13 protein-coding genes are annotated in these 15,546 nt (G+C 47.5%); 9 read left to right on the forward strand and 4 right to left on the reverse strand.

Annotation, left to right across the window (positions count from 1 at the left end; all coding sequences use genetic code 11):
- The first annotated feature begins 112 nt into the window (after positions 1–112).
- The 9 genes from J0M30_15840 to J0M30_15880 all read left to right on the forward strand — a co-directional run bounded on the left by J0M30_15840 (position 113) and on the right by J0M30_15880 (position 10,270).
- Positions 113–1,645: a 2,3-bisphosphoglycerate-independent phosphoglycerate mutase gene (locus J0M30_15840; GenBank protein ID MBN8668969.1), complete on the forward strand. Its 1,533-nt coding sequence runs from the start codon at positions 113–115 to the stop codon at positions 1,643–1,645.
- Positions 1,646–1,796: 151 nt separating this feature from the next.
- Positions 1,797–2,282: a heme-binding domain-containing protein gene (locus J0M30_15845; protein ID MBN8668970.1), complete on the forward strand. Its 486-nt coding sequence runs from the start codon at positions 1,797–1,799 to the stop codon at positions 2,280–2,282.
- A 29-nt stretch (positions 2,283–2,311) separates the two neighbouring features.
- Positions 2,312–2,821 carry a hypothetical protein gene (locus J0M30_15850; GenBank protein MBN8668971.1) on the forward strand — a complete coding sequence of 170 codons (510 nt, stop codon included), beginning with the start codon at positions 2,312–2,314 and terminating at the stop codon, positions 2,819–2,821.
- A 37-nt stretch (positions 2,822–2,858) separates the two neighbouring features.
- On the forward strand, positions 2,859–5,084 hold the full coding sequence (locus J0M30_15855; GenBank protein ID MBN8668972.1) for a TonB-dependent receptor: 2,226 nt from the start codon (positions 2,859–2,861) through the stop codon (positions 5,082–5,084).
- A gap of 23 nt (positions 5,085–5,107) precedes the next feature.
- Positions 5,108–5,665, forward strand: a complete 558-nt coding sequence (locus tag J0M30_15860; protein ID MBN8668973.1) for a PepSY domain-containing protein — start codon at positions 5,108–5,110, stop codon at positions 5,663–5,665.
- Positions 5,666–5,811: 146 nt separating this feature from the next.
- On the forward strand, positions 5,812–6,393 hold the full coding sequence (locus tag J0M30_15865; protein ID MBN8668974.1) for a sigma-70 family RNA polymerase sigma factor: 582 nt from the start codon (positions 5,812–5,814) through the stop codon (positions 6,391–6,393).
- A gap of 32 nt (positions 6,394–6,425) precedes the next feature.
- On the forward strand, positions 6,426–7,805 hold the full coding sequence (locus tag J0M30_15870; protein ID MBN8668975.1) for a hypothetical protein: 1,380 nt from the start codon (positions 6,426–6,428) through the stop codon (positions 7,803–7,805).
- 74 nt (positions 7,806–7,879) lie between these two features.
- The gene (locus J0M30_15875; protein MBN8668976.1) at positions 7,880–8,458 is read left to right on the forward strand and encodes a hypothetical protein; all 579 of its coding nucleotides are present in this window, start codon (positions 7,880–7,882) and stop codon (positions 8,456–8,458) included.
- A gap of 3 nt (positions 8,459–8,461) precedes the next feature.
- Entirely contained in the window at positions 8,462–10,270 is a 1,809-nt protein-coding gene (locus J0M30_15880) for an excinuclease ABC subunit C (protein MBN8668977.1), read from the forward strand.
- A 287-nt stretch (positions 10,271–10,557) separates the two neighbouring features.
- On the opposite strand, the gene gldN is transcribed toward J0M30_15880, so the two are convergent.
- The 4 genes from gldN to J0M30_15900 form a co-directional block, all read right to left on the reverse strand.
- Complete coding sequence (gene gldN, locus J0M30_15885) at positions 10,558–11,568, reverse strand: gliding motility protein GldN (protein ID MBN8668978.1); 1,011 nt, start codon at positions 11,566–11,568, stop codon at positions 10,558–10,560.
- A gap of 18 nt (positions 11,569–11,586) precedes the next feature.
- Positions 11,587–13,116 carry a gliding motility protein GldM gene (gene gldM, locus J0M30_15890; protein MBN8668979.1) on the reverse strand — a complete coding sequence of 510 codons (1,530 nt, stop codon included), beginning with the start codon at positions 13,114–13,116 and terminating at the stop codon, positions 11,587–11,589.
- Between the two features lie 117 nt (positions 13,117–13,233).
- Positions 13,234–14,061, reverse strand: coding sequence for a gliding motility protein GldL (gene gldL / locus J0M30_15895; protein ID MBN8668980.1), 828 nt, complete (start codon positions 14,059–14,061; stop codon positions 13,234–13,236).
- A gap of 119 nt (positions 14,062–14,180) precedes the next feature.
- Complete coding sequence (locus J0M30_15900; protein ID MBN8668981.1) at positions 14,181–15,488, reverse strand: SUMF1/EgtB/PvdO family nonheme iron enzyme; 1,308 nt, start codon at positions 15,486–15,488, stop codon at positions 14,181–14,183.
- Positions 15,489–15,546: the final 58 nt, after the last annotated feature.

The raw sequence follows: 15,546 nt of genomic DNA on the forward strand, positions 1-15,546 counted from the left end.
AACTAAAATACTAAATATCAAGCTGTTTTCATAGCATAAACCCAAAATGAATTAGCTTTGCACTGAATTTTCTATTGATAATGAGCGCATTTCGCATAACTTACCATTAGATATGAATAACGGTAAAAAAGTTGCATTGATCATCATGGATGGATGGGGACTTGGAAAGGTCAAATCGGCCGATGCCATCCAGCACGCAAAGACCCCTTTTGTCAGTTCCCTGTATAGTAAATACCCCAACACCACCCTGACCACCTGTGGAGAATTGGTGGGTTTGCCCGATGGGCAAATGGGTAATTCAGAAGTGGGGCACCTCAATCTTGGCGCCGGCCGGATCGTTTACCAGGAATTACAACGGATCAATGTGGCCATCCGCGAAGGTGAATTTGCCAGAAATAATACCATGCTTGCCGCCATTCATTATGCGCGTGACAATAAGAAAGCACTTCACCTGATCGGCCTGGTGAGCGATGGTGGTGTCCACTCGCATATCAACCACCTCAAGGCCCTCATCGATGTGTGCAAAGCGGAAGGGTTGACCGAGGTCTATATACACGCTTTTACGGATGGCCGGGACTGTGATCCCAAGAGCGGTCTGGGTTTTATCAAAGAATTACAGCTTCACCTCAACCAATCCGTGGGAAAGATCGCCACCGTGAGCGGACGGTATTATGCCATGGACCGGGATAAACGTTGGGAAAGAGTAAAACTGGCTTATGACGCACTGGTAAACGGAATTGGAGTAAAAGATACAGATGCCATCGCCGCGGTGGAACACGCTTATGCGCAGGACATCACCGATGAATTCATCAAACCAACCGTCATCATTGCCGAGGATCAAAAACCGTTGGCTACCATCCAATCGGGTGATGCCGTGATCTGTTTCAATTTCCGTACAGACCGTTGCCGCGAGATCACACAGGTTTTGAGCCAAACAGATTTCCCCGATCACCAGATGCACAAACTGGATCTGCATTATACCACGATGACCGAATATGACAAGACATTCAAAAATGTCCATGTGGTATTTGAAAACGATAATCTTAATAATACGATCGGAGCCGTATTGGAGAAAAATGGGAAAAAGCAGATCCGTATCGCGGAAACAGAGAAGTATCCCCATGTCACCTTTTTCTTTAGCGGTGGCCGCGAAGTACCCTTTGAAGGGGAAAAAAGAATCATGGCCCCCTCTCCAAAAGTGGCCACCTACGACCTTAAACCGGAAATGAGTGCCTTTGAATTGACCGAGGCTCTGCTCCCGGAGATCAATGGACAAACGGCTGACTTTATTTGCCTGAATTATGCCAATGCCGACATGGTTGGTCATACCGGTATTTGGGAAGCAGCGATCAAAGCCGTGGAAACAGTAGACCAATGTGTAGACAAGGTGGTCACCGCCTGTCTGAACAATGGCTACATGGTTTTTCTCACGGCCGACCATGGCAATTCCGATTACATGATCAATGAAGATGGTTCGCCCAATACGGCGCATACACTCAACCCCGTTCCGCTTTTCCTGATCGATAAAGAATGGAGAGGTCCGGTTAAAGCCGGAAAGTTGGGCGATATCGCACCGACCATCCTGGGGTTCATGGGACTGCCCGTACCTCCGGAAATGACCGGCGACATACTCGCCCACCCATAACTTAGTGTCCTTAGTGCCCTATGTGTCTTCTTTGTGTTCTTCGTGTCCTCCTACGCCAGTCTTGCGTAGAAGGACACGAAGAACACAAAGAAGACACGAAGAACACAATGAAGGAAATAACTCGTATCTTGATATCCGATAAATTAAGTATATGTTTAAGAAAATTCTCGTGTTTCTTCTGATCGCGCTGGTCGTGATCCAGTTCTTCCGTCCGAAAAAGAATCAACAAGAAGGCATCCCCACCTCACACATTGCCACCAAGTATGCCATTCCAGAGGATGTAGCCACTATCCTCAATAAAGCCTGTAACGATTGTCATACCAACAATACCAGGTATCCCTGGTATTCAAATGTGCAGCCGGTGGCCTGGTGGTTGGACAATCATGTAAAAGACGGCAAGAAACACCTGAACTTCTCTGAATATACCAATAAGCGCCCCCGCTACATGTACCACAAAATGGAGGAAGTAATCGAGCAGGTTAAAGAAGGTGAGATGCCTTTACCTTCCTATACATGGACACACAAGGATGCGATACTCACCGAAGCCGAAAAAAACAAGCTCATTGATTGGGCCAATGCGGTGATGGATACGCTGAAGACACAGTATCCCATTGACAGCCTCATTCGAAAAGGCTAATTTCGTTCCTATTATTTTACCAGATACCCTTGACCCTGCCAAAACGATCTGTCGCCTTTCTTTTCCTGCTGGTTGTACTGGCACCCCTCTCCTACGCCATTACCGTAGTAGTAAAGGAACAGATGATTCACTGGAAAATGAGGGACAAACTGGGCAGGGACCAATTACTTACCATTACGCTGAAAGCGGATGATGTCGTTTGGATGGACAAACACGAGATCCTGGTGGATGGTTATATGTTTGATATCAGCACCAGGAAATTAGAGAATGGAGTCTATACTTTCACCGGACTCTTTGATAAGGAGGAGACCAGTTTGGTCAAGAACCACCAGGGCCATCATGACCGGAGCAAGGATAGCCAGACTCAGTTGCTGCAATCCATTTTTTCCCTGACCGCTATTACACCGGAAGCATCGGCTGCAGAAACGCACTTTATTAACCATTCCTGTATATACCCGGCATATCTCACTTTACGGATCCAATCACCCGTTTTGGATCAGCTTACCCCTCCCCCTCAGACCGTTGCGGATTTTTCCTAAGCAACCCATTTTATTTCAAACTAACGCAACGCAGTATATGCATAAAAAAATATTGCCTGTACTGGCATGTACATTCAGTTTGTCTGTATATGCCCAACAGGATACTCTTGATCAAAAAACGCTCTCTGAGGTAGTGATCTCAGCCAATAAATTTGAAGAGAAAAAAAAGAATGTCAATCAACGGATCGATGTCATCACGGCGCAACAGATCACCAAGGCCAATGCCCAGAACACGGGTGATTTACTGAGTGGTACCGGACAGGTATTTGTACAAAAAAGTCAACAGGGCGGCAGCAGTCCTGTACTCCGGGGTTTTGAGGCCAGCAGGGTGCTGTTGGTGATCGATGGCATACGGATGAATAATGCCATTTACCGGGCGGGGCATTTACAAAATGTGATCACTGTAGACCCGAATATGCTGGAGCGGGTAGAGGTATTATATGGCCCTGGTTCAACATTATACGGAAGTGATGCGCTGGGAGGTGTTGTCCACCTTCGCACCAAATCACCCAGGTTATCCTTGAATGGAAAGGTTATCAGTACCGGAACGGTGTTTGCCCGAGGCAGTTCGGTCAATAATGAAAAAACCGTGCATGGTGATGTAAGTATCGGTGGTGGCAGGTTCGCCTGGTTACAGTCCTATACCTATAGCTATTTTGGCGATATGCGGATGGGGGATCACTATACAGATAAGTACCCCGATTTTGGCCGCCGTTCAAAGTACATCACTTCTGTCAATGGCATTGACTCTGTCGTTACCAGCAAAGACGACCGGATCCAGAAATTCTCCGGGTACCAGCAATGGGATATCACACAGAAATTTCTTTTTAAACAAAATGAACGGATCACCCATTCGCTCAACCTGCAGCATTCCAATTCAACCAATATTCCCCGGTACGACCGGCTTCAGGACCTCCGTAATTTTGGCGGAAGCATTGGTACTACCCTGCGCTTTGCGGAGTGGTTCTATGGTCCACAAACACGTTACCTGGGTGCTTATGAATTGAATTGGAAACCGGCCTCCGCCTTTGATATCGTCCGGTTGAATATTCATTATCAGGATATCGAAGAAAGCCGGCAACAGAGGGAATATCGCCGATATGATAGGTTTGACAGCCGTCGAGAAAAACTCAGAATCTGGGGCTTCACCCTTGATAGCCGAAAAAAATGGAAAACAGACGAACTCACGGTGGGCTTCGATGGCCAGTTCAATGACCTGAAATCAGTGGCCGATCGTACGAATTTAACTACCGGTGTGAAAACCAAACTTGACACGCGTTATCCGAACGGGGAGAATAACATGAATTATCTTGGTGTTTTTGGTCAACACCTGAAAAAAATGAAAGATGGCAAGCTGGTGCTCAATGATGGATTGCGTCTGCAAATGGTAAACCTTCATTCTACCATAGTTGATAATTCTTTTTTCAACCTTCCTGTTACAGATATCCAACAAAACACACTGTCCGTTACCGGTAACCTGGGTCTGGTCTATCTTCCTTCGAATACTTTCCGGGTGGCTGGTGGAATTTCCTCTGGTTTTCGCAACCCGAACATTGATGATCTCGCCCGAGTATTCGAATCGAGTTCCTCTCTTCAACGGGTGATTGTACCCAATGCGGACATCAAGGCCGAATACAGTTATACCGCCGACCTGAGTATTTCACAGGTGGTAGCGGAAAAGGTCCGTATAGAAGTGAATGGCTTTTACACCTGGTTTCGAAACGCGATCGGACTCGCCCCTTATCAATTGAACGGTCAGGATTCCATACTTTACAATGGTATCATGAGTGCCGTGTATGCAAACCGGAATGTAAAAAAAGCCAACTCATACGGTTACAATATCCAGTTGGGTGTAGATATTACGCCACACCTGAGCTGGGCAGGTACCATCACCTATACCTATGGCAGATTTAAAAATGAGCAGGGAGACAAGATACCTCAGGATCATATCCCGCCTGTATATGGGCGAACCAATTTAACCTATAACCAGGGCCGGGTTTCGACCGAGTTCTTTGTGCTCTTCAACGGCTGGAAAAAAGCACAGGATTATAATCCCGATGGAGAAGATAACCAACAGTATGCTACTCCCGAAGGAATGCCTTCCTGGGTGACACTGAACTGGCGTGGACTAGTAAATATCACACGTCATTTTCTGGTGCAATTGGCTGTAGAAAATCTGACGGACCGGAATTACCGGTACTTTGCTTCAGGCTTTTCTGCACCGGGACGAAACTTTGTACTGGCAGTAAGGTATAATTGGTAAATTTTATTTTAATAAAGCGATCCATGTCAACTCAACAACAAGCCCGGTTACTCCGGAGATTCAGATGGCTACACCGAAAAGTGGCGATCGTCCTTTTTGTATTCTTCCTGATCATTTCTGTAACCGGGCTTTTGTTGGGTATAAAAAAGAACACCGGGTTATTAGCACCTACCCAAAAAGGTAGTTCCAGACAACTGTCAGACTGGTTGCCCATTGACAGCCTGCATAAAAATGCCGTGCAATACCTGGCTGCTATTTCTCCGGATTTATCACCCGATATAGATCGAATTGATATCCGTCCCGAAAAGGGGGTGGCAAAATTCACCTTTAAGAACCACTATCATGGTCTTCAACTCGATGGTTCGACCGGCAAGCTTCTTTTACATGAGATCCGGCGAAGCGACTGGATCGAGGACCTCCATGACGGCTCCCTGGTGGACAGCCTGATCGGGACCCGGGACGAGCCCTTCAAGATTGGGTATACGCTCATGATGGGACTAAGCCTTTTCTTGTTGGTTATCACGGGTGTATGGCTTTGGTGGGGGCCGAAAAGACTGCGTAAAAGCAGGGGAAACCATTGAAAAATAAGGAATAAGGAAGGCTGCCACCCCTTCTTTATTCCTTATTTTATCTTTCTTATTCCTTATTTTTTATTTCTCATTCCTTATTCCCGATGCAGCATTCGTATCTCAAAAATGTCTAAATTACAGGCAACCAAACGGGATCTATGACCGAGGAAGCCATTTTAAGAGGCTGTTTGAAAAATGAGGCATCTGCGCAACGGGAACTGTACAATCGGTACAGCGCCCGTATGTTGGCTGTCTGCTATCGGTTCGCTCATAACAGAGAGGACGCCGAGGATATGCTCCAGGAGGGGTTTATCAAGGTATTCTCCCAGATTCATACGTTTGAGAACCGGGGCTCTTTTGAAGGATGGATCAGGCGGATCATTGTCCACACCTGTATCAATATCCTGAAGAAGAACAAGAAGTTCAATGAAAGCGTGGATATAATCCATGCCACCGGGGTCCAGATCAGGGAAGAATCTATCCCATCCATCATACAGGCCAAACAAGTTGTGGAATGTATCAGGATGTTACCGATCGGGTACAGAACCGTTCTTAACCTGTACGCCATCGAAGGTTATTCCCACCGGGAGATCGCCCAGATGCTCGATATTGAAGAAAGCACCAGCCGTTCACAGTACACCAGGGCAAAAGCCATGCTGGAAGATGTACTGGTTCGGAAAAAGATCTTGTCAAAATCAAAACCAACTGTATCCTGGATCGCTGCGGGAAATTCCCGTTGAAGATCCAATCCTACCCTTAATAGCGACTGGTTATGGAGAGAAATTCTTATAACGGCGACTTCGAACGGTTCTTGCGGGATAACGCCAACGGTTACCGGATGTACCCTTCGGAAAAAGTATGGAAAGGTGTTCACCGTTCCTTACATGTGCGGTCCAAATGGTACCGCCTTTCGGCTTTGCTCCTCCTGTTCTCCTTTCTTACTACCTGCATGATCCTGATTTTCTCCCTGAAAAAAGCAGATAATAATTCCCTGGCCTCGGCCCCTGCTGCTAATGGAAAATCGGTGACCAACGGACAAGCTGCCGGAACCCCTGCAGGTGAAATGACCAACCAACCGGTCACTACCACCCAGGATATCCTGACCCGCCAACCCGTCTTTGTACAATCAAATAAACATACAACCAGCAAAGAGCAAACGCCTGTAACTACAGGTGCCCTTTCTGCCGGGTTAAATCAACTCATAGCCTCCACACCGGAAAGCTTCGAACCAATTGAAGCAATCGCCAATGGAGTAGCCAACAACTTTGTGCAAGAGGCACAACCGGAGGAATCATTCTTCCTGTTGCCTGGTCAGCAAAATGATCCCGCTTCCGCTTATCGGGGAAGCCTGACCAAACCCAACCCGAATAAACTGGCCTCAGCCAATTCGATAGCTGTTTCCAATCCTGCCCTTCCTTTCCTGAGACCTGATCGCAGAAAATTAAGCTGGCAGGTTCATTTTGCGCCCACCGTCAGTTATCGTAAGCTTTCGGAAAACAAACAATACCGTCCGGTAGGTTCAGTTAACTATACCTCTTTGTTAAACGTAAACGAGGCCGTGAACCACAAACCCGATCTTGGATTTGAGATCGGCATTGATGCCCGGTATTCACTTTCTGATAAGATCCGTGCCCGCATCGGTATCCAATCCAACGTGACCCGTTATGAGATCCGTGCTTATTCTTCCCGGACCGAACTGGCCACAATCACCCTGAATTCACAAAGCGGTCCGCCCAATTCGGTCAGCGCGATCAGCAACTACAGGAACTTTGGCGGTGCCAATTCCAACTGGCTCGAGAATCTGTACCTGCAAGTGTCCATTCCTTTTGGCATAGACTATATCATTGCGGATAATAAAAAGACTCAATTCGGTATCTCCAGCTCCTTACAGCCGACCTACCTCCTGGGTAAGAACGCTTATTTGCTGTCTGCCGATTATAAGAACTACGTGAAGGTCCCTGAACTGGTTCGCCGTTGGAATGCCAACGTGGACTTTGAAACCTTTATCGCTTACTCCACCGGCAAGATCAAGTGGCAGGTGGGACCCCAGGTGCGCTATCAGGTATTCTCCAGCTTTGTGGATACCTACCCGGTACGCGAAAACCTGTTTGACTTTGGCCTCAAATTGGGCATGTCGCTCAATAAACGATAAGGCAACCAATACTCACTGCTAGAATCCCGCCACATGGCGGGATTCGTTTTTAAAGGATTGCCTAAATTTGACGTATGAAGAAAATGCTCCTGCTTACTACCCTATCCTTGATCCTGTTATCCTGTAAGGAAAAAAAGAAAAACGACTTCTTCCCCGTTCTTTCTTTTCTGCAAAGCCAGGTAAAACATGTCGACACCTCGGTGTACAATATTCAAAAGATCATTCCCATTACCGACTCCACCGCTGATACCACTTCTATACCCAGAGAGCAATTCCGCGCGGAGGCTGCCGACTTCCTCTCCATTCCCGATCTGACCGAAGGCCGTTTCACCGACAAATATGAACAACGAGAAGGGTTTGAACAGGAGATCAACCGCGCCATCCTTTCCTACTATCCCAAAGCCGGATCAAAGAACCTCGAGATCATACGACAGGATGTCGTCATCATTCCCACTACCACGGGCAATGACCAGGTAAGGACCTTGTTCATTGACCGCATCAAAGAATACAAGGACAGTACTGTTTTGCAAAAACTATTCTGGACCACGGATGAGAGTTTTAAAGTATTGAACATCGTCCAAAAGACAGGACAACCCGACCGGGTAAGTCAAAAAGAACTGGTCTGGAACAGACCGCTCGAGGAGAAGGAGTAAATTATGACGGCCGAGGAATTTAGAAAAATCGCGTCTTCGATCCCGGCTAATCCCGGGATCTATAAATACTTTGATGCATCCGATTCCCTTTTATATGTAGGAAAAGCAAAGAACCTGCGCAAAAGGGTGAGCTCCTATTTTGTAAAAAGGCAGGCCAATTACAAGACGCATGAACTGGTGAACCGAATCCATCGCATTGAATTCACCATTGTGAATTCAGAGCAGGATGCCTTGTTGTTAGAAAATTCCCTGATAAAAAATTTCCAGCCTCGTTTTAATATCGATCTGAAGGACGATAAGACCTATCCCTTTATCGTGATCAAGAACGAGGCCTTTCCACGGGTATTTCTCACCCGCACCAAGACCGACGACGGTTCTGAATATTTGGGCCCATATACCTCGGTGCAAAAAGTGAGGGAGTTGCTCCTGCTGATCAAACAGAATATACAACTGCGTACCTGTTCATTGGACCTTAAAGAAGCGAATATTAAAAAAGGAAAGTTCAAGGTTTGTCTGGAATACCATCTGGGCAATTGCAAAGGGCCCTGCGAAGGATTACAAAGCCCGGAAGATTATGAAACAGGTATAGTTCAGTTACGCAATCTGCTCCGGGGCAACCTGCAACCCGTAATCCAGCATTTTAAATCCGATATGAAGGAGTTGGCGGCCCAAATGGCCTTTGAAAAAGCCGACCTGATCCGGAAAAAGATCGAATATCTGGAGAATTATCAGGCCAGATCCACCATTGTCAACCCCCGCTTATCTGATATTGATGTGTTCTCTGTTTTGAAGGAAGGCCCGGTGGCCTATGTCAATTACCTGATGGTGCAGAATGGTTCGATCGTGCAGACCAAGACCATCCGTCTCGAGACCCATTTGGATGAGCCCGTGGAGGAAATCCTTCCCGTGGCTATGCTGCATTTGCGGACCAAACTGGAAAGCCGGGCAAAGGAGATCATTGCCCCGTTCCCGATCACCTGGGAGGAACCGGAATTGACCATTACTGTTCCGCGTGCAGGAGATAAAAAGAAATTGCTTGACCTCTCCCTGAAGAATGCCGCCTATTTTATTGAGGAGATCAAGAAAAAACAAAGGCTGCAACTAACCCAGCCCGGAGCCTCCATGGAGCCGGTGTTATTGCAATTACAGGAAGACCTTAAACTCACCGATTTTCCGGCGCATATTGAGTGTTTTGATAACTCCCATTTCCAGGGAGCCTACACCGTTTCCGCCATGGTTTGCTTCAAAGACGGTATCCCCAGCAAAAAAGACTACCGCCACTTTAATATCAAGACCGTAAAAGGGATCGATGATTTTGCGAGCATGAAGGAAGCCGTTTACAGACGCTATAAACGCGTTTTAAATGAGGGTTTGCCTTTCCCTCAGCTGATTATCATTGACGGTGGAAAAGGCCAGCTAAGCGCCGCTATTGAAGCCATGGATGAATTGGGCCTGATGGGAAGTTCGACCCTGGTTGGATTGGCCAAAAATGAGGAGGAATTGTTCTTTGCCGGTGACCAGGAATCACTCAAGCTTCCCTATGACAGCGCTTCACTTAAGCTGGTCCGTCGTATCCGCGACGAGGTACACCGTTTTGGAATCGGATTTCACCGGGATCAACGCAGCCGGGGCACTTTCAAGAATGAATTGGAGGGTATCAAAGGCATTGGTAAAGCCACGGCCGACCAGTTACTAAAGCAATTCAGGTCGGTAAAGAATGTAAAGGAACAATCCCTTGAAAAACTGACGGAGTTGGTAGGGGCGAAAAAAGCTTCTTTGATAAGGAAGCATTTCGAAGAAGGAAGGAAGTGAATGGGAAACATGAAAATAAAATCCTGAAAATCAATCAGCTTAATCCAAATCAATTCCCATAAACCAAGGGCAAAAAAAATGGGGCCAGGATAGAAATCCAGCCCCGTTTTTAAAATCCAATATCCTATGAAAAACCGAGGTAAAAGTACAACCAATTTTTAGATTTCCTATACCCATTTCGTGGTATTTTTATTTTTTTTTATTGTGCTCATTATGAACTTTTTATAAAAAAAATGCAGCGCCGGAGGGGCGCTGCATAATCGTAGTTTTACGAGTATTTTTCGGTATTAATACGACCACAAATTCTGTTCGTAATCGAAGATCTTGTTTTTGATGTTATCTCCTTCCAATAAGGCCAGGATCGGATCCTTGATATACTGACGGATCACCTTGTTCGACGGGTTGTCGAGTGTGGACTTGGTGATATAGCTGCTGAACATACGGGCTTCGAAGAGTTCTTCCCAGGTCATGCGGCCAAGGCCCATGTTCTTGGGGTTGTACACTTCATTTTTAGCCAGCAGGGCGCGCAGGTCAGGGTAATAGAGCCAGAACATGACCACAGTACCTCTTTCCTGTCCATTTTCCGCGTAGCGGATCTGAACGGGGGCGATACCAAGGATGCGGACAAACATGCGGCTGGATTCGCGGTCGAATACCCATTCTTCCTTAAGGCGCAGTTTCAGCACCGTTTTGGAATCAAAGGTTTTCATGGTTACTACGCGGGCAATGATCTTGCTCGGGTCGTTGATATCCACCTGGTCGGCGGTATCATAACCACCGGCGGTTTGTTTGTTTACATCATCCAGTGTCAAAGGAGTAGTGAACCGGTCATCGGAGAAGGCGGTTACTTCACCCTTGCGAACGGCATTCAGCAGGATGTCTACGAAAAGCTGGCTTCCGTTATCATTTTCGGATTCAAAGCGGAAGGGCATATTCATTTTTTCCCGGAGGTCGAGTTCGCGCCATACCTTTTCGGCATAGAGGGCATCGTCCCAACGCAGGTGCTCGTAAGGCAACGGGGTGCGGTCGTTGACGGCGCTTTTATCAAACGCGTTATCGTTCCGCATCGAGGGCTTGGGGGCACCGCTGGTTGCATTGGCCGTATCGTAGGTAATCGGAATATTGATATTCGGATTATACGTGGGCACATTGCTCGCGTTGGTTACTTCCTGCTCGTTACCCGCAGGTTGGTTGGTTGCGGCAGGCTTCTTTTTACCCGTACGTTGGGCATCGGCCTGCGTGGCCACCATTACCAGGGCGGCGATTGCGAGAAGACCTTTGATCATGAACCTCTTCATTGTAGTCTGTTTTATTACTTACTTGATATAATATACCAGCGAAGGTATTTTTCTGTTTTCACCATCTTCACCTACTGCACGGATACCATCTACATAAACGGTCTTACCGGCTTTAATATGCCTGTTGATGATGTCCCTGGCTTTGGCATCGAAAGCATTACCAGTTACTACGGCCTCCACGATATCACCTTCATCGCTGTCGGTGCTGATCGTGAACTGGGTAACGGTGTACTTCAGGTCAAAGGGGAAATCCTTGATCCAGGCAGCCACACCACCCTGGGCACGGAAGGTACCGGCGGGGATGTTCTCACCGGAAGCGAAACCACCGATAGTGGCAACGGCACCGGGAATACGGCGTACACGGAACTGGGATACACCGGCGAGTTTGCCATCTACATTTACCGAGATCTTGCAATCATCGGACTGTTGGGCAACGCGAACAATGTATTTACCATTTCCAATTTTCTTGATCGATCCACCTGCACCGGTGATAGTAGGAATCACCTTATCATCACCACCACCGCTGGCAGCGATCGTAATGGGGTTGTCCACACCGATGTAGAGTACGTTCATTTTATCCAGGGCGATCGAAGCGTTAGCCTGACCGACTGTATAAGTGATCGTTTTTTCAATGGTCTGCGGCTTGTTGTCCTGGTCAACATAAGAAATGCGAACCGGGATCGTGTGGCTTCCGAGGGTACCACCATTCACTTTCAGGTGGGCGGCACCATCTTCTCCCAGGGGAACCGTGCTTCCATTGATGCTGATAGTAGGCTGGGCAGCTTTACTAAAGGCACCCACACCGGCCATTACTTCGATTTCCTGACCAGGCATGATGTAGTTGGAGCTTTGTCCAACGATAGCGGTATACGTATCAAAACGCACCTCTACCTTACCTACTTGCTCATGGCAATAGCTTACCACTTTGTTCTCGGAGGTTTTTACGTCATTCTGGAATTTGCTCAGGATCGTCAGGGCAGCCACCGTAGGCACCATCCGGAAATATGAAGATTCCCAGGAGTTGTTGCCTTTGTTTTTGGTTGGGGGCATACTCAGATCGATCGGTAGCGAGTTGGCGAATTCCTTACCGATGGCGGGATCCACGGCGAGGATATCTTTTTTGAATTGGGTCAGTTTCTGGAACAGTGTTTTTCCTTCTCCTTTCTCCACCATCAAACGGGTAGCGATATCGAGGTTGTCCTCTTTATACTTACCGGTAGCGGGATCGAAGTTGGCACGTTTCAGGATTTCAGATTTCAAACCTGAAATGTAGTCATTGAGGGATTTGGTCAGGGATTGAACCTGCTGGGCTTTGGGATACCAGACCTTAGCCTTTTCGGCAGACTCGGTCTTGGTGGTCTTTTCCAGCAGAGAACCCATGACGGTTTCAGTTGATTTATTTACCGTAGTGACAGAGCTTTCCAAGCTGTTGTTTACAGTCTTGAAAGCGTTGAGGATCTCCGATGATACGTTCAGGGCCAACAAGGCTGTCAGCACCAGGTACATCATGTTGATCATCTTCTGCCGCGGCTCACGAGGTAAAGCCATATTGTTCTGTTTTTTACCCGCCTGTGGCGGGATGGATTAGCTAAATGGTGACTATGGTTTAAAAACTCACGGGATACGGATTTCGTGTCTATTAAACGAAACCATTATAATCTGTTATTATGCGCGGCCCTGCATAGCGCTGAGCATGTTGCCATAGATCTGGTTCAGGCGGCCCAGGTTGGTGGCCAGAACAGCGATCTGATCGTGTGCTTTTTTGGCATCATCTACGCTTCCTTGCATGGCATCAGATGCCTGCGTGAGGTTGCTATAGAATTTGTTCATTGCTTTCAGGTGGTTGTTGGTATCCTGCAGTTCCAGTTCATAGATTGTGTTCAGGGAAGACAGGTTCTTCGTCAGTACCTGTACCTGCTCATGGAAGTGCTTGGTACCTTCAGCCGCGTTGTTGAAGTGCTGAATGCTATGGGCAGCGCCGAGGTAGGCGTCTTTCATTTGACCCAGGGCATTGGCCGCTTCGTTGGTCTTTTTAGTATAGTCACCGGTAGCAGCCACAACATCTGTGATGTCGGCCATCTTATCTACGGTTACACCGAGTTTTTTAAAGTTGTCACCGAGTTTACCGAGGTTGGTCGGTGTGATCTCAGCAGCGGAAAGCATATCGTCCAGTTTCGACAGAGCGGGGTTTCCGGAGTTACCAGCCAGGGCCAGCGGAGTTACTTCGAACTTGCCGGTACGGGCTCTTTCAACATCGGGGTGCTCGTTGATGTTGGGGAAATAGCGCTCCCAATGGGGTTCTTCAGGAGGGGCCACCATGAAGGCCATGATCAGGAACACGGCTACTTCGCAAAGGAGACCGAGGGTGATCATTTCATCAGCAGCGGGCCAGTGGCGGATCTTGAACAGGGCGCCAAGAATTACCACGGCGGCAAAGAAACTGAACAGAAAATTGAGGACTACGTTTCCTCTTTTGGTTTTAAAGAAAAGCATAATGGGCTCGTTTAATAGGTGAATTAAAAGATTATAAAACAAAAAACTTGCAAGAAGTTAGTCGGTTGGAGAAAGGAGGCCGGAATAACCCGGCCTCACTTTAATTCGTTTCAAGGGGATCATCCGCCACGGCGTCCTTTTTCAGGGGCGGCAGGCAGGTCGATCACACTGCGGAAACCAATGTACGATTTAGCTGTATCCTGGTATTCGTAAGTGCGTGTTCCGGTTTGAAGGTAGTAGCTGACATCTTTCCAGCTTCCGCCGCGGATCACTTTCCGCTTCATCAGCGGAGAATCTGTATCCTTGGCATTCCAACGCACATCAGGGTTCATATCATGCTGGAAGGTAAATCCACCTTCATAAAAGATCGAGGAGGTCCATTCGGCAACGTTACCTGACATATTATACAGACCGAAATCGTTGGGCCAGTAAGCGTCGGCACGAACTGTATAGAATCCGCCATCTTCAGGATAGTTACCACGGCCGGGTTTGAAGTTGGCCATCAAACAACCTTTCTTGTTCCGGGTATAATAGTTACCCCAGGGGAACATGGATTGAGAACGGCCACCACGTGCGGCATATTCCCACTGTGCTTCTGTCGGCAGACGGAAGTCAGACTCCTGGGCCCTGTTTTTAGAATTCAGGAAGGTGTTGAGGTAAAGTGTTCTCCAGTTACAAAACGCATCCGCCTGTTTCCAGTTTACACCCACCACCGGATAATTTCCAAAGGAGGGGTGGCTGAAATAACGTTTTGTCATAGGCTCATTATAAGAATACGCGAAGTCGCGGATCCAAACCAATGTATCAGGATAAACCCGTACAGGATAACGATCAATGAATTTAGAGCGGGGGATACCGGCATTTTCACGTTTGGCGGCCTCTTTAAGGTCGAAACGCTCTACCTGGTAAACGATCTCGTTGGGGTTGATCTCCATTTTCCCGAAAATGCGGTCATCGGGAGGAAGGATCAGTTTGGTTTGACCCAACTCTTCCAATACCTTGGGGTCATTCCATTTGAGGGTCTTCATTTTTGCCCAATCCACATACTCCTTTCCATCTTTACCTGGTTTCAGGTATTTAAGCTCTGTCGCAGCCACCGAGTCGCGTACCCACCATACAAACTGGCGATACTCGTTGTTGGTGATCTCCGTTGCATCCATCCAAAATCCACTGATGGATATGGCACGGTTGCGAGCACTAAATGAATAGGAAGGATCCTCATCGCTGGGGCCCATATGGAAAGTTCCCTGCGGAATATACACCATGCCCGGAGGACGGGGTAGCGTATACTTGCTGCCAGGGGCGATTCCGTAAACCTGGCCGTCATTTGGCAAGGCCCCGGATTTCTTCTTCTTACCCAGGATGCCACAACTGCTTAACAGGATCATGGCCACAAGGGCGAAGAAAAGATAGATAGGGTTCTTCATTTTCATACACTTAAAGGGTATTGGACAAATATAAGATTTTGACAAAAACCGACTCACA

The sequence above is a fragment of the Chitinophagales bacterium genome, assembly GCA_017303415.1.
Taxonomy (GTDB): Bacteria; Bacteroidota; Bacteroidia; order Chitinophagales; family Chitinophagaceae; genus SpSt-398.

Excerpts from the sequence above, each read along its gene's own strand:
- J0M30_15840 (MBN8668969.1), top strand. The coding sequence starts at position 113 with ATGAATAACGGTAAAAAAGTTGCATTGATCATCATGGATGGATGGGGA.
- J0M30_15845 (MBN8668970.1), top strand. The coding sequence starts at position 1,797 with ATGTTTAAGAAAATTCTCGTGTTTCTTCTGATCGCGCTGGTCGTGATC.
- J0M30_15855 (MBN8668972.1), top strand. The coding sequence starts at position 2,859 with ATGCATAAAAAAATATTGCCTGTACTGGCATGTACATTCAGTTTGTCT.
- J0M30_15860 (MBN8668973.1), top strand. The coding sequence starts at position 5,108 with ATGTCAACTCAACAACAAGCCCGGTTACTCCGGAGATTCAGATGGCTA.
- J0M30_15865 (MBN8668974.1), top strand. The coding sequence starts at position 5,812 with ATGACCGAGGAAGCCATTTTAAGAGGCTGTTTGAAAAATGAGGCATCT.
- J0M30_15870 (MBN8668975.1), top strand. The coding sequence starts at position 6,426 with ATGGAGAGAAATTCTTATAACGGCGACTTCGAACGGTTCTTGCGGGAT.
- J0M30_15875 (MBN8668976.1), top strand. The coding sequence starts at position 7,880 with ATGAAGAAAATGCTCCTGCTTACTACCCTATCCTTGATCCTGTTATCC.
- J0M30_15880 (MBN8668977.1), top strand. The coding sequence starts at position 8,462 with ATGACGGCCGAGGAATTTAGAAAAATCGCGTCTTCGATCCCGGCTAAT.
- gldN (MBN8668978.1), bottom strand. The coding sequence starts at position 11,568 with ATGAAGAGGTTCATGATCAAAGGTCTTCTCGCAATCGCCGCCCTGGTA.
- gldM (MBN8668979.1), bottom strand. The coding sequence starts at position 13,116 with ATGGCTTTACCTCGTGAGCCGCGGCAGAAGATGATCAACATGATGTAC.
- gldL (MBN8668980.1), bottom strand. The coding sequence starts at position 14,061 with ATGCTTTTCTTTAAAACCAAAAGAGGAAACGTAGTCCTCAATTTTCTG.
- J0M30_15900 (MBN8668981.1), bottom strand. The coding sequence starts at position 15,488 with ATGAAGAACCCTATCTATCTTTTCTTCGCCCTTGTGGCCATGATCCTG.